We start from the raw sequence: 17,055 nt of genomic DNA, 5'->3' as shown, positions 1-17,055 counted from the left end.
TGCTTGGAAGCACGATGCCCCTTCAGCGTCGCCCCGGCGAAAGCCAGGACCCATAACCACCGTCGGGTGTGGCTACGGGAACTCGCAGTTGCCCCTTCGCACCACAACCTCTCCCTGGGCTAATAGGTCTTGGCCTTCGCCAGGACGGCGGCGCTTCCCCAGATTCAGATTGCACGCGCTAGCCATTCCCTCTAATTACTTTGTACAACTGACCAAATAAGATGGTCGCGCGCCGAATGGCGCGATCGAGGATGGAAGCGCAGCATGTCGCAGGACGGATTTGGACTGGCGGGTGTCATGGGCATGCCGGTCGCGCATTCGCGCTCGCCCATCATTCATAATTATTGGCTGAAGGCGCACGGCATCCGCGGCAGCTATGTCCCGCTGGCGGTGAAGCCGGAGCGGCTGGAGGATGCGCTTGACGGGCTGATTGCGCTCGGGTTCCGCGGCTGCAATGTCACCATGCCGCACAAGCAGACGGCGATGCCGCTGCTGACCCGCGTCAACGAGACCGCGAAGCGCATCGGCGCCGTCAACACCATCGTCGTCGAGGCGGACGGCACGCTCTCCGGCTTCAACAATGACGGCAACGGTTTTGTGCAGAGCCTGCGCGACGCCAAGGCTGACTGGCGCGGCGATGCCGGGCCGATCCTGCTGCTCGGGGCAGGCGGCGCCTCGCGCGCCGTGGTGGTGGCGCTGCTCGAAAATGGCGCGCGCGAGATCCGCATCGCCAACCGCACGGCCGAGAAGGCGCAGGCGCTCGCCAGGGATTTCGGCTCCGCCGTCAGCACCATTGCGTGGGACGACCGCGGCGCTGCGCTCGGCGATGTCGCCCTGCTCGTCAACTGCACCGATCGCGGCATGGTCGGCAAGGCCGCGCTGGAGATCGACCTGTCGCGCCTGCGGCCGGAAACGCTCACCGCCGATCTCATCTACACGCCGCTGGAAACGCCGTTCCTCGCCGAAGCCCGCGCGCGCGGCTGCGTCACGGTCAACGGGCTGGGCCTGCTGCTGAACCAGGCTAGGCTCGCCTTCAAGGCTTGGTTCGGTGTCATGCCCGACGTGACGCCAGAGCTGATCAAGGCCATCGAAGCGACGTTCTGAACCGCCGGGGAGCTTTGCGCCATGACGCTGCCGGTGTCCCCCAGGATCGACTGCCACATCCACGCCATCGATCCCGCCCGCTTTCCCTATTCCGCCGATACGCCGTACCGGCCGAGCGGGCAGGAGATCGCGCCCGCGGCGCAGCTCATCCGCGTGTTCGACGCGTTCGATATCAGGCACGCGCTCGTGGTGGCCACCAACACCGGCTACGGCAGCGACAGCCGCATCCTGCTCGATACGTTGCAGCAGGGCGGCGGCCGCTTTCGCGGTGTCGCCGTCGTCGAGAACGACGTCGACATCAGCGAGCTCGAACGGCTGAAGGCGGCCGGCGTGATCGGCGTCGCCTTCAACGTGCCGTTCCACGGTGCCGATTATTATCTCAGGGCGGCGGCACTGCTGGAGAAGCTGACCAGCCTCGGCCTGTTCCTCCAGATCCAGGTCGAGCAGGACCAGTTGCTCGACCTGTTACCACTGATCGACAAATCAAATGTGCGTCTGGTGTTCGATCATTGCGGCCGGCCCTCCGTTGGGCAGGGATTGCAGGGCAAGGCCTTCCAGGCGCTGCTCGCAATCGGCCGCGAGCGCGACGCGCATGTCAAGCTGTCAGGCTATTACAAATTCTCGCAGCAGCCGCATCCGTATCAAGACGCGTGGCCGTTCATCACGGCGCTGGTCGAGGCCTTCACGCTCGACCGCTGCGTCTGGGGCTCGGACTATCCGTTCCTGCGCGCCCCAGAGCGGCTCGATTACGGCCCGCTGCTCGCGGTGCTGACACAACTGTTTCCCGACCCCGGCGATCAGCATCGCCTGTTGTGGCGAACGCCGGCAAGGCTGCTCGGCTTCGACGGCGGGACGGATCAAGCGAGATAACAACAGAGCAAAATGGGAGGGAGGACGTCATGAGGCACTTTGCAGGGCCGGTTGGCATCGCGGTTGCGGCATCGCTGTGGGCGAGCGCGGCCTGCGCGCAGAGCACGGTCTACATCCCCGACGTCATCGAGCTGTCCGGCCCCGGCGCCGTCTCCGGCACCAACTGGCGCGACGGCGTCGCGCTCGCGGTCGACGAGATCAACAATGCCGGCGGCATTCTGGGCCGGAAAATCCAGACCGAGCATCTCGACACCCAGAGCAATCCCGGCATCTCGCGCGCGCAGGTGCAGAAGGTTTTGGACAAGGACCCTTATGTCGTGCTCGGGCCGATCTATTCAGGCTCGGTCAAGGTCAACATGGCGCTGACGCAGGCAGCCGAGATTCCGCAGATCGTCGGCGCCGAGGCCGCCGACATCACCACGCAAGGTAACCCCTGGATATTCCGCACGGCCTTCGGTCAGCAATTCTCGATGCCGAAGATCGCCAACTATCTGCACGACAAGCTCAAGGTGAAGACGGTCGCGCTGGTCTGGGTCAACAATGATTTCGGCAAGGGCGGCCACGACAACTTTCTGAAGGAGATGAAGGCGCGCAATATCGAGATCGCGGCCGATATCTCCACCGAGCAGGGCCAGGTCGATTTCGGCTCCGACGTCATCAAGCTGAAGAGCGCCAAGGCCCACGCGATTTTCGTCTATACCAATGAAGAGGAGAGCGCCCGCTTCCTGATCGAGGCGAAGCGGCAGGGCTTGTCGACGCCATTGTTCGGCGAGACCACGCTGCTGAGCCAGAAGGTGGTCGAGCTCGCCGGCCCCGCCGCCAACGGCGTGCGCGGCCATGTCGGCCTTTCCGCCGACGCTCCGATTCCCGCCATCGAGGACTTCACGAAGAACTTCAGCGAGCGCTACAAGTACCGGCCCGACCACAACGGCATCAAGGGCTACACCGCGGTCTATCTGGTCAAATACGTCACCGAAAAGATCGGCAAGTTCGACAGCAAGGCTTTTGGCGCCGCGATGAAAGGCCTGACCCTGAGGCCCGACAAGGCGCCGGGCATGCTGATGGAAGCGAGCTGGGACCAGAACGGCGACATCGACCGCGCCAGCTTCCTCGCCGAGATCGTCGACGGCAAGCAGAAGATCGTCGAGACATTGCCGAAGCTGAAGGCGGGCAAGGGCGAGTGAGGGACGCCTCGCCCGCGCGATCGCTCCGCCCTCAGAGTTCGTCGAGCGCAGCCCAATGCGGGACGTGCGCGGCGAGCTTGTCGAGCAGGCGCTCGAATTCATTGCGCTCGGCCCGCGTGAGGCACGCGAGCATGGCGCGCTCCCGCTCGCGCAGGGCCGGGATGTATTGTGCGTAGAGCGCCCGCCCGGCCGCCGTCATGAACAACTGCTGGCGGCGGCTGTCCGTCTTGTCGGCGGCACGCCGTATCAGCTTCTTCTTCTCCAGCGCGATGATTCCGCGGCTAATGTTGGCCTTAAGATGGCCGGAGAATTCGCAGATCTCGCTCGCGGTCACGCCCTCTCGGAAATCCAGGAAGATCAGGGTGACGATCTCCGGCCGCGTCAGGCCGAATTCCATCTCGATCCGCCGGAATGACGGCTCGCGGTAGAAGTTCAGCACGTAGCCCATCCTGTAGGCGATCTGGAGTTCGGTGCCGCCTATCACCGCCGCGAGCGGTTTTCGCTCGGGTGAATGGCTCCCGGTGGTGTCGTTCGTCGATTTTCGGGATGGTCTCATATGAGACTTTCTGGTTGCTTTTCGATCCGGCTTGATCTTAACATCGCTGCGAGGCCCGCAAGAACGGCCGTCGACGATAGTTGTGGAGGATCGCAGGAGCATGCCGCTGGCCGGGCAGAGGGTGATGGACCTGTCGTGCGACGGCGAGGTCCGGTGCTTCCATGCGGGAACGCCGGAGCATCCAGTCTATGTCGACCAGGTGCGATCGTCCCACGCGGCCCTGCGCAAAATGCCTGTTGTCATGGTCCATGGCGCCGGTCACACCGGGACCTGCTATCTCGCCACGCCGGATCGGAGACCGGGTTGGGCGCCGCGCTTTGCTGCGGCTGGCCGGGACGTGTTCGTGCCGGACTGGCCCGGTCACGGCCGTTCGCCGTCAGGTCCGGACTTTTCGCGGCTTGGAACGCGGGATGTGGCGACGTCGCTGCTGGCGCTGATCGAGGAGATCGGGCCGGCCGTGCTGCTGGTGCATTCGGCGAGCGGTCCGATGGCCTGGTGGATGGCCGAGCGGCGTCCCGATCTGGTCCGCGCCGTGGTCGGCATCGCCCCCGGTCCACCGGCCAATCTGCTGCGCGATCTGCCCGACGATCCGGCAGCGATCCGCGCGCTGCGCGATGACGCCAGCGCCGGTCATCCCGTTTACTCGAGCGAGGATGCGCCGGTATGGCTGACGGCGGACTTTGCCGCCGCCTATTGGGCCAACGGGCCGCGCTTTCCGCACCACGCGTTCGAAAACTACTGCCGCTCGTTTGCGCCGGAGAGCGCACGAATCCTGAACGAGCGCTTCAACATCGGCGGACGGGGGCTCAGGATCGCTGATCCCGAGCGTCTGCGGGAAAGGCCGATCATGATCGTGACCGGGGACCGCGACCCGCGCCATCCGCGCGAGGTGGATGCGGCGACGGCGAGCTATCTCGGCGCCGAGTTCGTCTGGCTTCCCGATCGCGGCATCGAGGGGAACGGCCACATGATGATGATCGAGGACAACAGCGATGATCTCGCCGCCATGATCCTGGCCTGGCTCGATACGGTCGGATGCTGAGATCCCGCGCCCTGCAGGCACATTGGAGGATACCAAGGATGAGACGGATTGCGTGTGTCCTTCTGCTGCTGGCGCAGCCCGTCGCGGCACGGGCGCAAGTCAGTGGTGACGTCGTCAAGATCGGCGTCCTCACCGAGCGTGACCGCCGACATCACCGGCAAAGGTTCGGTCGTCGCCGCCGAGATGGCGGTGACCGAGATCGGTGGCGCGGTTCTCGGCAAGCCGATCCAGATCGTCTCGGCCGATCACCAGCACAAGGCCGATGTCGGCACGGCGATCGCCCGGCGCTGGTTCGATGTCGAGGATGTCGATGCGATCGTCGATGTGCCCAATTCCGGCGTTGCGCTCGCGGTCCAGAGCCTCGCACGCGAGAAGAAGCGGATCGTTCTCTATTCGGGGCCGGGGACGACGGCGTTGACCAACGAGCAGTGCTCGCCCTACGGCTTCCACTGGACCTACGATACCTATGCGGTCTCGCACGGGACCGCGTCCGCGGTCGTCAAGGCCGGAGGCGGCACCTGGTTCATCCTGGCGTCGGACTATGCCTTCGGCCATCAGCTCCAGCAGGACGCGACCAGCGTGATTGCGGCCTTGGGCGGCAAGGTGCTGGGCAGCGCGCGCCATCCGCTCAATACGTCGGACTTCTCCTCGTTCCTGCTGAGCGCGCAATCCTCCGGCGCCAAGGTCATCGGCCTCGCCAATGCCGGCAATGACACCGTCAACGCGATGCGGCAGGCCGGCGAGTTCGGGCTGGTGCAGGGTGGCCAAAGCCTCGCCGCGCTGATCCTCTTCCTCCAGGACGTGCACGCGCTCGGCCTTAGGGATGCGCAGGGCACCTACCTGACGACGGCCTCCTACTGGGACATGAACGAGGCGACACGGGCATGGTCGAAGGCGTTTTTTGCGAAGACCGGAATGATGCCGTCGATGCTGCATGCCGGCGTCTACGGCGCGGTGCGTCACTATCTCAAGGCCGTCGCCAGCGCCGGCACCGACGATGCCGGCCGGGTTGCGACCACCATGAGGACGATACCGGTCGAGGACGTCTTCTCGGAGGACGCAAGCATCCGTGAGGACGGCCGCGTCACGCGCACCATGTACCTCGTTCGCGTCAAGAAGCCGTCCGATTCGAAATATCCCTGGGACTACTTCGACATCGTGCGCAAGATCCCGCCTGAAAAGACCGTCTGGCCGCTCGCGGAGAGCAAATGTCCGCTGGTAAAGGCCTCCAGCCGCTAGATCGGAAACGGCCGTCGAACGGGTTGGCAAAGCGGGTTCGCCACGCGCATGATGCGTGCGTGATATCTCGCCCTTTTGCGATCCCGGACGACCCAAGAACATGAAAACCACGCTGCTGAAATCCGAAGACTACACCCGCTCGCCCTGGAAGAACGGCGGCGGCATCTTCACCGATATTGCGGATGCGCATCGTGCGGGCAGCCCGACGAAGGATTGGGACAGCCTGCTCTGGCGCTTTGCGTCCACGCCGATCGTCGCGCCCGGTCCGTTCTCCTACATGCCCGGCATCGACCGCTTGCAGATGGTCGTGGGTGGGCGCGGGCTGGTGCTGAAAGCACCGGGGCGGGAATTCGACGAGCGCGAGCCGTTCACGACCGTGCGCTTCACCGGCGAGCTCGAGATCGTGACCGAGCTCGAGGCGGGTCCGGTCGAGGTCGTGAACCTGATGGCCCGGCGCGGTGCGGCGGAGATCGAGCTTCTGGCGCTCCGGGAGCCCGGCGATCGGCCATTGTCCGCCGGCACGCATCTGGTTTACGCGGTTTTCGGCAATTGCAGCATTCGTCTCAATAGCGAGGAGTTTGCGGTTCCCCACGGCAGCACGCTGAAGGTCGAGCTGACCGAGCCGTCTAGGCTGGCGCTCGTCTCGGGGCTGGGGGTGCTGGGTTCAATCCAGCTCGTCGGCTAGATCGCAACTGCGTTGCTGATGCGCACGATCCGTGCAACTGGCTAGGTTGACGCGGCCCCGCCAGCGCACGATATCTGCCTTGATGCAAGCCGCCGCGAAGGGGCAGGATATGAGCGCACCAGACAAGAATCCCCCCGCGACGCTGTCCGACGGCGTCGTCGACTGGCTGACCAACGGCACGCGCGACGAGCGCTTCATCGACAATATCTTTGCGCAGATGTGCATCCGCCTCCAGCAGGCCGGCATTCCGCTGAAGCGCTCGACGCTTCATGTCCTGATCCATCACCCGCAATGGCTGGGGGCCCGCTTCATGTGGTCCGACGGCATGCGCGAGGCCGAGATCGCGCGGGTCGATTATGACGTGCGCGAGCGGTCCGAATTCATCGGCAGTCCCGCCAACGAAATGTTCGACGGGGCGACCGAGGTGCGCGAGAACCTCGAACGCGATCCGGCGCTCGGCCGCAAGCACGCCCTCTATGACGAGATGCGGACGAAGGGCCTGACCGACTATGTGGCCTGGCCGCTCTACCACACCCTCGGCAAGCGTCATCTCATCACCTTCGCGACCGACCGGCCCGGCGGCTTCGAGGAGGCGCATATCGCTGCGCTGAAGAAGCTGTTGCCGGTGCTGGCGCTGGTCAGCGAGATCCGCATCAAGAACCGCCTGGCGCGGACCCTGCTGGAGACCTATGTCGGCGCCCACGCCGGCGAGCTGATTCTCGCCGGCGCTACCCGGCGCGGCACCGGCACCACGGTTCGCGCCGCGATCATGATCTGCGACCTCAGGGATTTCACGAAAATCTCCGACAACTGGCCGCGCGACGACGTCATCGACCTCCTCAACGACTATTTCGACGCGATGTCCGAGCCGATCGCACGGCACGGCGGCGAGATCCTGAAATTCATCGGCGACGGCCTCCTCGCCATCTTCCCGCTCAGCCAGCCCAACGCCTGCGCAAACCTGCTGCATGCCGTGACCGAGGCTCGAGCGGCCATGGTCGCGCTGAACGAGCGGAATAACGGCAGCGGCCGCGCGCCGCTGAACTACGGCATCGGCGTCCATGTCGGCGACGTCATGTACGGCAATATCGGCTCGACCACCCGGCTCGACTTCACCGTGATCGGCCCCGCCGTCAACATGGCCTCGCGTCTCGAAGCGCTCACCAAGCAGGTGGGACGACCGGTGCTGCTGTCGCGCGACTTCGCCGAGCTGGTGGAGCGGAAGTCCGAGCTGGAGCGGGTGGGCGAGTACGAGGTGCGCGGCTTCAGCGATCCGATCGAGCTGTTCGCGTTTCACGGCTGAAAGCGCCGGGCGAAAGGCCTAGTAGAATCCGGCGAAGAACCGGATTGCGAGATATGCCCCTGCGACGACAGCCGCGGTGGCGCCGATTGCAAAGACGACCCTCAGGCTTTCGTCCATCGATCATTGTCTCCTTGAGACGACCCCGACTCCGCAAGGGGGGCTGAGAGCCGGAGCCGCCAAAGTGCCGGTGTCTTGTGGGACCCGGTCTGCGCCAACGTCCGAGCGATGCGCCGGTTCCTGTCAGCCTCATTCCAGGATCAAGCGATTGCGCGAACGCACGGTTGCTGCGGTGCGCCCTCCCTGCGCGCGTCGCAAGTCGTGCGGATGGGCAATATCGGACGCATTGTCAAAAGAAATCTCCGCGCAGAACGCCTAGGTTGGCTTTACTGGCGGCCCTGCCAATGGTGCCGCACGAACGCATCGACGACAGTCAATGCTGCTGGCTCGATGCAACAGAAAAGGTGATCGACGCATCGGATGCGATCCCAAGAGGAGACGCCAATGCCAAGCTGTTCCGAAGATATTCGCAGTCGAACCGGGCGCTGTGCCGTGTGCGACGGCAGGTTTGGTCTGGTCCGCTACTACTCTTGGCGAAAGCCCCTTTGCTCGAAAAGGTGCCTCGCACGTTTCACGGTGCGCCGGCAGGGTGACTGCGACTGGGTGGGCCGATTTCCGTTGGTTTTCGACACGCTTTCAGAGAACCGCGCGAGGCTCCTATGACCATGCTGATGTCGCGACGAGGAAAGGAATATCTCGAGACGGCGCAGAGCCTGTTGCGCGCAGCCCGGACCATGACGGACGCCGTGGTCGCGGCTCGGCTCGAGATGCTCGCCGCTGACTATCAGCGGCGCGCCGAAAAGGCATCAACGGTCGATGCGGCGAAATCATCGGCGCGTTCGACCGGCACTGGATACGAAGGGTACCCGTGAGGGCGGGTTGCGCCGCCGGTTTGGTCGCTTAACCAGGCCGGCTTGCCAGTTTCCTCTTTTGCCACCTGTGGAGCCGATATGGGCGAAGTTGTTCGACTGGTCACAAGGGCCGAGCGCGAACGAGCGCGTTTGATCCGGGAAGCGCGCGGCATCTGTGACGCCGTCTTTCCACCGACCGATCCCGACGGCAAGCAGCCTGTCAGGCCGCGGGTCGACCACCCGGGCGGCGATGCAAAACCCGAGCAGGTTGAAGGAGTTCTCGTGACATGATCAAGATCATTGCCGTGCTCTGCAGCCTCTCGTCTCCGACAGACTGCCGTGAGCAGATCGTCACGACCTCGGACTTCGCGGACGTGACGATGCAGTCCTGTCTGATGGGCGCGCCGCAGCTTGCCGAATGGATGGCGCAGCATCCAGCCGAACGTCTCGCGGCGTGGCGCTGCACGATCGGCAGGCAGGAGGCTCGCAGAGGAGCGTAGGGTGCGAGTTGTCGAGGCTCGCTGATTGCGTCCGTCACATCAGGAGAAGCGGAGCCGCCACCAGGCGCCGGCCGCCGCGCGCCGGACGGCTTCACGCCGGATCGTATTGCAAACGCGAGGGTGTACCACTACGCTTTGAACTCGGTAGCCCAAACGTTCCTACGATTGGCCGCGCGTTCATGCCAAAATTTCTTCGCATCGGAGTCCATTGGTCGAACGTATCGGGGTACACGTCGAAGGCGTGGTGCGTCAGGCGCGTTGGCCCGGTGATTTTCCTGAAATGGGGTGCCGTGGAGGTCCATGGCACCGGTGCCGGGCGAAAGGTCTACTGGACGCGTCTGCCGCAGGAGAAGACAATTCGTTGCGGCACGGTGCAGCGCGCCCAGGACTATGCCAAGGCCGCGATCGCGCGGCGGCGGAACCATCGCTACGAGCCGTTGACCGGGCCCATTGCGAACCGGCGCCGGTCGGCCGGCGGAAGCGCCGAGCCCAAACAGGCGCTCGCCACCATCCTGATCGTCGATATCGTCGGCTCCACCGCAAAGGCCGCGAAGCTGGGCGATGCGCGCTGGACCAAGATCATGGGCCACTATTACGCGGCCGTCCGCAAGGAGCTGAAGACCTCGCGCGGCAAGGAAGTCGTGACGACGGGGGACGGCGTGCTCGCGACGTTCAAGGCGCCGGCGGCCGGCGTCAGTTGCGCGACCGCGATCCGCGAAGCCGTGCGTACGCTGGGCCTCGATGTCAGGGTGGGGCTGCATGCCGGCGAGTACACGGTGAGCGGCGGCGAAATGGTCGGGCTCGCCTTCCACATCGGCACCCGCGTCGCCGCCAAAGCGCGCGCCGGCGAGGTTCTGGTGTCGAGCGCGGTCAAGGACCTGATGAAGACGCAGTCAACGTTCAGCTTCAGGGATCACGGTGTGCATCAGCTCAAGGGCGTGCCGGAGCGGTGGCGGCTCTATCGGGTGGAGGGGTAGGTACCTCCGGCTCGCAAACCCTGACCTCGCCTTGAAGATCAAGCGACCTCCGTTGCTCACTCGGTCGCCTCCATGTGGTTTCGGTCCACCACCCGCAGCGTCCTCCGCACCATGCCGTCGACAATTGCCGTCGACTCGCTTGGACGCAGATAGATCGCCGTGGACTTGAGCAGCCATGGCAACACCGCCTGCTCAAGCCGCTCCTCATAGGCGAGGCGCATCATGTCGAATGCCTGCAGGCCGGGCCCTGCCAGAATGACATGGTGTGGGCGCAGCACGGATATCGTTGCCGCGACCGCCTCGGCAAGCGCGCGACCTGCCTGCTGGAAGAGGTTCTCGAGGCGCGGATCGCCGCCCAGCGCCCGCTCGCGCAGCAGAGCCATCTGCGCCTCGGACGGCTGCTGCGAGTCCGCAGGCGGCAGGTCGAGAAAGGTGCGGGCGTCGCGGTAGAGCGCATAGTCGGCAAGATAGGCCTCGATACAGCCGCGCTGGCCGCAGCGGCATTGCGGACCGTCCGGCGCCAGCTTGACATGGCCGATCTCGCTGCCGGCGCCCCAGTGCGCTTCGCCATCGGCGACAACGCCCATCCCGATGCCGTGACCGACCATGATCGTGGCCGAGAGGCCCTCCGCCAGCGCCGGTTCGGCGGCCGTGAGGGCGAGCGCAACTGCGACGGCGTCGTTCGCCATCACGACCTCGACCCCGAACGCCTGACGTATCGGCGTCGCCAGATCGACGTCGGTGATCGACAGCGCCGGGCTCCACAGCGTCCGGCCGGTATCGGCGTTCACGATACCCTGCAGCGCAAGCCCGATTCCCAACAGCTGATGGCGCGGCGTCGCCGTCGCATCAAGCATCGCATTGATCTGCGCGATGACCAGATCGCGCAGTGCGCCTGCATCGAGAGCGCGCGTCGGGAGAGCTAGTCGCGACTGCGCCAGGCCAGAGCCTCCGAAATCGGCGATCAGCGTCTCAATCAGGTTCATGCGTACGGAGACCGCGATGATGCGCCCGAACTCCGGGTTCAAGGTCAGCAGCACGACCGGCCGGCCACGGCGGCGGCCATTCAGCCCGTCCGCATCCTCGTCGTCGGTATCGTCGGACCATGACGTTGCCGCTGTCTCGGTCTCGCACAACAACTCTTCCGCCATCAGTCTCGACGTCAGACCGGAAACGGCGGGGAAGCTCAGTCCCGTGCTCCGGGCGAGCGCCACCCGGGGCAATGGCCCCTGGCGTCGCAAGAGTTCGACGAGGCGGCCGCGGTTCGACCCGCGGGCCAGGCTGGAAACGCGTCGCGGTGGCTCAATCTGGTCAACCATGCTGTCCATTTAATTCTGTTAGTGAATTTAATAGGTGCGTGTCTCGGTAGTGTTGTTGAAAAAGCACAGCCAAAGGGAGTCGTTATGCGTCATATTTACTATTATAATACCCCATGTACTATCTAAACTCGAAGAGTGAGCAAGTGCATCCTGATTTTTCTGTTTTGCTCTGCGACATTTCTTCGCTGTGTGAATAAAATAAGGCGCAAAAAGCGCCGTGAAGTCGCCTGATGCGGGGCGACCAAAGGGAGGTGCACATGAACGGATCAAGGACGAAATTGATAGTGCCGCTGCTCGCGGCCGCCGCGCTCGCGATGACCGCGGGAATGGCGCAGGCGCAGCAGAAAAAGACCATCGCGCTGGTTACCAATGTCGCGGCCGATTTCTGGACCATCGCCGGGCGCGGGCTCGAAAAGGCGCAGAAGGAGCACCCGGACTACAATATCGAATTGATCGTCACCAACGAAGGCACGGCGGCGGGCCAGCGGCGCGAGCTGGACGACCTCCTGGTGCGCGGTGTCGCCGGCATCTCCATCTCGGTGGACGACGCGCCGCACGCAACCGAACAGCTCAACAAGGTTGCGGCCAAGACCGTCTTGATCACGACGGACAGCGACGCGCCGCAGAGCAATCGCCTCGCCTATATCGGCACCGACAACGTCGCGGCCGGGCGGCAGGCCGGCGAGGAGATCAAGAAGGCGTTGCCGAACGGCGGCAAGATCGCGCTGTTTGTCGGCACGATGGACGCGGACAACGCCCGCGAGCGGGTGCAAGGCATCAAGGAAGCGATCGCCGGCACCAAGGTCGAGCTGGTCGACGTGTTCACCGACCAGGTGGACTTCGCCAAGGCCAAGGCGAACATGGAGAACGTGCTCGTCAAATATCCCGACATCGCACTGCTGTCCGGCCTTTGGAGCTACGAGACACCGCTGATCTATGACGCGGTCAAGGCGGCGGGCAAGGCCGGCAAGGTGAAGATCGTCGGCTTCGACGAGGACCAGCGCACGCTGCGGGGCGTTTCCGACGGCACGATCGAGTCGACGGTGGTGCAGCAGCCGTACGAGTTCGGCTATCTCTCCGCCACCAACATCATCAAGACGCTGAACGGGGACAAGTCCTGGATCCCGGCGGGCGGCAAGCTGATCGTACCGACCAAGGTGATCAGCAAGTCCAACGTCGCGGAGTTCACCGCAGATCTGAAGGCCCTGCTGAAGAAGTAAGTAGCACCGCCTTTCGACGCCCGGCTGGCACTGCCGCCGGGCGTCGTGCGGGAGGAGATGAATGGCGGAAATCCTGTTCGAACTCGCCGGGATCAGCAAGTCCTATCCCGGGGTCATGGCCCTCGACGATGTCAGCCTGCGCGTGTACCGCGGCGAGGTGCTGGGCCTGATCGGCGAGAACGGCGCCGGCAAATCGACGCTGATGCGCGTGCTGGGTGGCGTGATCGCGCCAACCCAGGGCGTGATCCGCATCGGCGGCGTCGACCGCGCCCGCATGACGGTGAGCGAGGCGACGCAGGCCGGCATCGCCTTCGTGCATCAGGAATTGAACCTGTTCGAGAATCTCGACGTCGCCGCGAACGTCTTCATCGGACGCGAGAAGCTTGTCGGCGGCCCGCTGAAGCTGGTGGACAATGCTGAGATGCGCGCCCGCGTGACGCCGCTGCTGGAGCGGCTGGGTGCCGATTTCGCTCCTGACACACTGGTCGACAATCTGTCGATCGCCGAGCGCCAGATGGTGGAGATCGCCAAGGCGCTTTCGATCGACGCCCGCGTGATCATCATGGACGAGCCGACCTCCAGCCTGACGATTTCGGAGACCGAGCGGCTGCTCGAGGTGATTGCCGATCTGAAGGCGCACGGCATCGCGGTCATCTATATCTCGCATCGGCTCGGCGAGATCATGACCTGCGCCGACCGCGTCGTGGTGCTGCGCGACGGGCGCACGGTGGGGGAGCTGGCGCGAGACGAGTTGAGCCATGCCGCAATGATCCGGCTGATGATCGGCCGCGACCTGAAAGCGCTGCATACGCCGCCGAAACGGCCGCCGCAGCCGGGTGGCTGCGACATCCTCGGCCTCGTGACATCGGCCTTTCCCGATCGGCAGATCGATCTCTCCGTGCGGCATGGCGAGATCCTCGGACTGGCGGGGCTGGTGGGTGCCGGTCGCACCTCGCTTGCCCGCGCGGCCTTCGGCATCGATCCGCTGCTGGGTGGCGAGATCAGGATCGACAACGCGCCGGTCGATGTCGCATCGCCGCGGGACGCGATCAGGCAAGGCATCTATCTGATGCCGGAGGACCGCAAGAAATCCGGGCTCGTGCTGGAGCTGCCGATCCGGGAGAACGTGACGCTGGCAAGCCTGCTGAATTATGCCCGGATGTGGCTGGTCAGCGGCGCGGCCGAGCGCAAGGTGGCGAAGGAGCAGGTCAGACGCCTCTCCATCAAGGCGCCGAGCGTCGATATCGAGGCCGTCACGCTCTCCGGCGGCAACCAGCAGAAAGTCGTGCTGGGCAAGTGGCTCTCCATGCAGCCGCGCGTGATGTTCTTCGACGAGCCGACCCGCGGCGTCGATGTCGGTGCCAAGAGCGAGATCTACGCGCTGATGCGCGAGCTCGCCGACCACGGCGTCGCGATCGTGATGATCTCCTCGGACATGGAGGAGGTGATCGGCGTTTCCGACCGGATCGCGGTGATGCATGAGGGGAGTGTCAGCGGCGTGCTGGAGCGCCCGCAGTTCAGCGAATACAACGTGTTGCAGCTCGCAATGGGCCAGGCGCCGGAAACCGTGGAAGCGGCGGCGCCATGATCAAGAAGGAACTCGGCCTGGGCCTGCTGCTCGTGGTGATTTCCGCCATCACGGGCCTGATCAATCCGGCCTTCCTGTCGCTGGTGAACCTGCTGAACATGGCCAATCTGATTGGCCTGTTCGGTGTGTTTGCGCTGGGCGAGGGGCTCGTGATCATCACCGGCGGCATCGACCTTTCGCTCGGCTCGATGTTCGCGCTGCTCGGCGTCATCTTCATCGATCTTCTGACGACTCATCAGGTTCATTGGCCGCTGGCGCTGCTGGCCGTGTTGCTGGGCGGGCTCGTGCTGGGCGCCATTCAGGGTCTTCTCGTCACCCGGCTGAAGATGCAGCCCTTCATCGTGACGCTGTGCGGGTTGCTGATCTATCGCGGCGCCGCGCGCTACTATACGAGCGACTCGACGCGCGGCTTCGGCTACGGCGACGAGGCCGGGACACTGAGCAACATTGCCTCCGGCAACTTGGCGGGCATCCCGAACACCTTCATCCTTTTGATCGTCCTTGCGCTCGTCCTCGGCGTGCTGCTGCATCGCTCGGTCTACGGGCGCTGGCTTTATGCCGTCGGCAAGAACGAGGAAGCGGCGCGCTTCTCGGGCATCAACACGAATCTCGTGATCGCAACCGCCTATATCATCAGCGGTGGGCTGGCCGGCGTTTCAACAGTCCTGTTCGTGTTCTACACGAACTCGGTGTCTCCGAGCTCCTTCGGCAATTTCTATGAGCTCTACGCGATCGCAGCTGCCGTCCTGGGCGGGTGCAGCCTGCGCGGCGGCGAGGGCTCCATTCTCGGTATCGTGCTGGGGACTGCGCTGCTACAGGTGCTGCAGAACCTCGTGAATATCCTGGGCATCCCCAATTCCTTGAACTTCGCGGTGATGGGGACCGTGATTCTGATCGGCGTGCTGGCGGATCAGCAATTGCAGGCGCGCCGGCGGCGCAGGCAGGCCCTCGCGGGCCTCGCTCGCACGGCGCCGAAATCGACACCGTTGCAAGGACAAGGCGCGTCACCGCGCGCCGCGGATGCCTTGCCGGTGAGAACGAGTGATCAAGCATGACGAATCCACGCTCCAGTTGACACAAGGCCGCTTCGTCGGCGGCCGCTGGGGGAGGGAGTGCGTTCCTGGCTCGAGGGCTTTGGGCCGGAACGTGAGGCAAAACAAGCAAAGCCTGAGACGGCGGGAGGACGAGTAAGATGTTGCGCAGGTTTGTAAACACCGCACGAGTGTGCAGTGTGGGGATTGCTTTCTCGTCGCTGCTGGGCGGCGCGGTGCATGCGGCCGATTTTTCGACGAAAGCTGCACCTGTTCCTTATGCTGCCGACGATTTCTGGACGAGACCGTATCTATTCGGCGATCTCGGCAGGACGAAGCTGAAGGAGCAGGGCATCGAGCTGGGCCTGACGCTGGGTAACGAATCTGTCGGCAACGTCACGGGTGGAAGCAGGAACACCGCAGCCAACGCCGGTCAGCTGTGGTTCGGCGCGAAGCTCGATATGGGGAAGCTCGCGGGCATCCCCGGCGGCACGGTCGGTCTGACGCTGGTCGACCGCTTCGGCAAGAATCTGAACACCGAAGCGGACATTCCCGCCTTGCAGCTGACCAACGAGGTGTTTGGCCGCGGCAATATTCTGCGCCTGACACAACTCTACTACTCGCAGAAGCTTTTCGATGACCGCCTCGAACTCAAGGGCGGCCGTCTTCCGGTCGGCTCCGACTTCTTCTTCGGCCTGTGCGAGTTCATCAACCTGACCTTCTGCGGCGGCCAGCCCGGCAACATCCAGGGTGGCTACATCTACAACTGGCCGGTGAGCCAATGGGCCGGTGTTGTCCATTACAAGCTGGCGCCGGAATTCACGATTTCGGTCGGCGTCTACGATGCCAATCCGAATTATCTGACGACGTCAGACCCTGCCATCTACTTCCTGCCGGGCATCCCCGCCTCAAGCCGCGCCAGCGGCGTGATGGTGCCGGTGGAGTTGGTCTGGGCGCCGTCGGGGCCGCTGAACGGGACCTGGAGATTGGGCGGCTGGTATGACAGCGCATCGACCATTGATGGTGGCCTTCCCGGGGTCATCTCAACCATCCCCGGCATTGGAGGCGTCCCGGATCAAAATCTCGGGGATCAACGCGGGCGCTACGGCGTCTACGAGTCCATCCTTCAACGCTTGACCGTCGACGGTCCGGGCGCGCAGGGCTGGTACACTTTCCTCAACACGACCGTTGCCGATCACCGGACGTCGTATCAGGACTACCAGATCGCCCTGGGCTTCCGGCATACCGGAACGTTTAGCTGGCGTCCCCAGGACGAAGTCGGCTTCGCGGTGGGCACGACCCACGTGAACTCGGCTGCCCTCAGCCCCAACGCCGGCGGCAACGAAGTTCCGATCGAAGTCTGGTACGGATGGCAGGCGACCGGCTGGCTGAACCTCAAGTTCGACGCGCAGTATGTGATCAATCCCGGCGGGCGTGGGTATAACGCCGTGGGCGTGAAGACGGACAATGCCGTGGTTCTTGGTATGCGCACCGAGGTCCACTTCTGATTCACGGCAACCTGCCCGGAT

At 64.4% G+C, this 17,055-nt stretch carries 16 protein-coding genes and 1 pseudogene; 15 read left to right on the top strand and 2 right to left on the bottom strand.

All coding sequences use genetic code 11. The features are described 5' to 3' along the window. Positions 1 to 264 precede the first annotated feature (264 nt). Genes AB5K84_RS36215 through AB5K84_RS36205 form a run of 3 tightly spaced genes read left to right on the top strand, consistent with a single transcriptional unit; the run spans position 265 to position 3,158 of the window. Positions 265 to 1,104: a shikimate dehydrogenase gene (locus tag AB5K84_RS36215; protein WP_011085045.1), complete on the top strand. Its 840-nt coding sequence runs from the start codon at positions 265 to 267 to the stop codon at positions 1,102 to 1,104. Between the two features lie 21 nt (positions 1,105 to 1,125). Beyond that, complete coding sequence (locus tag AB5K84_RS36210; protein ID WP_011085046.1) at positions 1,126 to 1,974, top strand: amidohydrolase family protein; 849 nt, start codon at positions 1,126 to 1,128, stop codon at positions 1,972 to 1,974. A gap of 29 nt (positions 1,975 to 2,003) precedes the next feature. After that, complete coding sequence (locus AB5K84_RS36205) at positions 2,004 to 3,158, top strand: ABC transporter substrate-binding protein (protein ID WP_038966531.1); 1,155 nt, start codon at positions 2,004 to 2,006, stop codon at positions 3,156 to 3,158. A gap of 31 nt (positions 3,159 to 3,189) precedes the next feature. Here AB5K84_RS36205 and AB5K84_RS36200 read toward each other — a convergent pair whose 3' ends face one another. Further along, positions 3,190 to 3,714, bottom strand: a complete 525-nt coding sequence (locus tag AB5K84_RS36200) for a MarR family winged helix-turn-helix transcriptional regulator (RefSeq protein WP_236842189.1) — start codon at positions 3,712 to 3,714, stop codon at positions 3,190 to 3,192. Between the two features lie 100 nt (positions 3,715 to 3,814). Here AB5K84_RS36200 and AB5K84_RS36195 point away from each other — a divergent pair, with 100 nt between their 5' ends. The 8 genes and pseudogenes from AB5K84_RS36195 (at position 3,815) to AB5K84_RS36160 (ending at position 10,368) form a co-directional block, all read left to right on the top strand. Beyond that, positions 3,815 to 4,756 (top strand): alpha/beta fold hydrolase, encoded by a 942-nt coding sequence (locus tag AB5K84_RS36195; RefSeq protein ID WP_051000311.1) that lies wholly within the window; start codon positions 3,815 to 3,817, stop codon positions 4,754 to 4,756. Positions 4,757 to 4,794: 38 nt separating this feature from the next. After that, a pseudogene (locus AB5K84_RS36190) lies at positions 4,795 to 5,995 on the top strand (ABC transporter substrate-binding protein). A gap of 100 nt (positions 5,996 to 6,095) precedes the next feature. Next, positions 6,096 to 6,680, top strand: a complete 585-nt coding sequence (locus tag AB5K84_RS36185) for a HutD/Ves family protein (RefSeq protein ID WP_038966533.1) — start codon at positions 6,096 to 6,098, stop codon at positions 6,678 to 6,680. A gap of 109 nt (positions 6,681 to 6,789) precedes the next feature. Then, the gene (locus AB5K84_RS36180) at positions 6,790 to 7,983 is read left to right on the top strand and encodes an adenylate/guanylate cyclase domain-containing protein (RefSeq protein WP_038966534.1); all 1,194 of its coding nucleotides are present in this window, start codon (positions 6,790 to 6,792) and stop codon (positions 7,981 to 7,983) included. Positions 7,984 to 8,699: 716 nt separating this feature from the next. Further along, on the top strand, positions 8,700 to 8,912 hold the full coding sequence (locus AB5K84_RS36175; RefSeq protein WP_038966535.1) for a hypothetical protein: 213 nt from the start codon (positions 8,700 to 8,702) through the stop codon (positions 8,910 to 8,912). A gap of 78 nt (positions 8,913 to 8,990) precedes the next feature. After that, on the top strand, positions 8,991 to 9,182 hold the full coding sequence (locus AB5K84_RS36170) for a hypothetical protein (protein ID WP_162603446.1): 192 nt from the start codon (positions 8,991 to 8,993) through the stop codon (positions 9,180 to 9,182). Continuing rightward, positions 9,179 to 9,391 carry a hypothetical protein gene (locus AB5K84_RS36165; protein WP_038966536.1) on the top strand — a complete coding sequence of 71 codons (213 nt, stop codon included), beginning with the start codon at positions 9,179 to 9,181 and terminating at the stop codon, positions 9,389 to 9,391. Before AB5K84_RS36170 ends, AB5K84_RS36165 begins: the two co-directional genes overlap by 4 nt. Before the next feature lie 179 nt (positions 9,392 to 9,570). Beyond that, entirely contained in the window at positions 9,571 to 10,368 is a 798-nt protein-coding gene (locus AB5K84_RS36160; RefSeq protein ID WP_011085055.1) for an adenylate/guanylate cyclase domain-containing protein, read from the top strand. Between the two features lie 56 nt (positions 10,369 to 10,424). On the opposite strand, the gene AB5K84_RS36155 is transcribed toward AB5K84_RS36160, so the two are convergent. Continuing rightward, entirely contained in the window at positions 10,425 to 11,687 is a 1,263-nt protein-coding gene (locus AB5K84_RS36155; RefSeq protein WP_028174242.1) for an ROK family protein, read from the bottom strand. A 257-nt stretch (positions 11,688 to 11,944) separates the two neighbouring features. On the opposite strand from AB5K84_RS36155, the gene AB5K84_RS36150 reads away from it, so the two are divergent. The 4 genes from AB5K84_RS36150 to AB5K84_RS36135 all read left to right on the top strand — a co-directional run bounded on the left by AB5K84_RS36150 (position 11,945) and on the right by AB5K84_RS36135 (position 17,034). Further along, positions 11,945 to 12,907 (top strand): sugar-binding protein, encoded by a 963-nt coding sequence (locus AB5K84_RS36150; RefSeq protein ID WP_028174243.1) that lies wholly within the window; start codon positions 11,945 to 11,947, stop codon positions 12,905 to 12,907. A gap of 61 nt (positions 12,908 to 12,968) precedes the next feature. Continuing rightward, entirely contained in the window at positions 12,969 to 14,495 is a 1,527-nt protein-coding gene (locus tag AB5K84_RS36145; protein WP_011085058.1) for a sugar ABC transporter ATP-binding protein, read from the top strand. Continuing rightward, entirely contained in the window at positions 14,492 to 15,550 is a 1,059-nt protein-coding gene (locus AB5K84_RS36140) for an ABC transporter permease (protein WP_011085059.1), read from the top strand. The genes AB5K84_RS36145 and AB5K84_RS36140 overlap by 4 nt, the downstream gene beginning before the upstream one ends. A gap of 137 nt (positions 15,551 to 15,687) precedes the next feature. Next, positions 15,688 to 17,034 (top strand): carbohydrate porin, encoded by a 1,347-nt coding sequence (locus AB5K84_RS36135; protein WP_011085060.1) that lies wholly within the window; start codon positions 15,688 to 15,690, stop codon positions 17,032 to 17,034. Positions 17,035 to 17,055: the final 21 nt, after the last annotated feature.

Source organism: Bradyrhizobium sp. 1200_D9_N1_1 (assembly GCF_052075915.1).
Lineage (GTDB): Bacteria > Pseudomonadota > Alphaproteobacteria > Rhizobiales > Xanthobacteraceae > Bradyrhizobium > Bradyrhizobium diazoefficiens.
The sequence above is the reverse complement of the archived record's forward strand: the minus strand, read 5'-3'. Positions and strand labels throughout refer to the sequence as shown.

Coding starts and splice junctions, on each gene's coding strand:
- AB5K84_RS36195 (WP_051000311.1), top strand. CDS start 3,815: ATGCCGCTGGCCGGGCAGAGGGTGATGGACCTGTCGTGCGACGGCGAG.
- AB5K84_RS36215 (WP_011085045.1), top strand. CDS start 265: ATGTCGCAGGACGGATTTGGACTGGCGGGTGTCATGGGCATGCCGGTC.
- AB5K84_RS36140 (WP_011085059.1), top strand. CDS start 14,492: ATGATCAAGAAGGAACTCGGCCTGGGCCTGCTGCTCGTGGTGATTTCC.
- AB5K84_RS36155 (WP_028174242.1), bottom strand. CDS start 11,687: ATGGTTGACCAGATTGAGCCACCGCGACGCGTTTCCAGCCTGGCCCGC.
- AB5K84_RS36150 (WP_028174243.1), top strand. CDS start 11,945: ATGAACGGATCAAGGACGAAATTGATAGTGCCGCTGCTCGCGGCCGCC.
- AB5K84_RS36145 (WP_011085058.1), top strand. CDS start 12,969: ATGGCGGAAATCCTGTTCGAACTCGCCGGGATCAGCAAGTCCTATCCC.
- AB5K84_RS36185 (WP_038966533.1), top strand. CDS start 6,096: ATGAAAACCACGCTGCTGAAATCCGAAGACTACACCCGCTCGCCCTGG.
- AB5K84_RS36180 (WP_038966534.1), top strand. CDS start 6,790: ATGAGCGCACCAGACAAGAATCCCCCCGCGACGCTGTCCGACGGCGTC.
- AB5K84_RS36170 (WP_162603446.1), top strand. CDS start 8,991: ATGGGCGAAGTTGTTCGACTGGTCACAAGGGCCGAGCGCGAACGAGCG.
- AB5K84_RS36165 (WP_038966536.1), top strand. CDS start 9,179: ATGATCAAGATCATTGCCGTGCTCTGCAGCCTCTCGTCTCCGACAGAC.
- AB5K84_RS36200 (WP_236842189.1), bottom strand. CDS start 3,714: ATGAGACCATCCCGAAAATCGACGAACGACACCACCGGGAGCCATTCA.
- AB5K84_RS36135 (WP_011085060.1), top strand. CDS start 15,688: ATGTTGCGCAGGTTTGTAAACACCGCACGAGTGTGCAGTGTGGGGATT.
- AB5K84_RS36210 (WP_011085046.1), top strand. CDS start 1,126: ATGACGCTGCCGGTGTCCCCCAGGATCGACTGCCACATCCACGCCATC.
- AB5K84_RS36205 (WP_038966531.1), top strand. CDS start 2,004: ATGAGGCACTTTGCAGGGCCGGTTGGCATCGCGGTTGCGGCATCGCTG.
- AB5K84_RS36175 (WP_038966535.1), top strand. CDS start 8,700: ATGACCATGCTGATGTCGCGACGAGGAAAGGAATATCTCGAGACGGCG.
- AB5K84_RS36160 (WP_011085055.1), top strand. CDS start 9,571: ATGCCAAAATTTCTTCGCATCGGAGTCCATTGGTCGAACGTATCGGGG.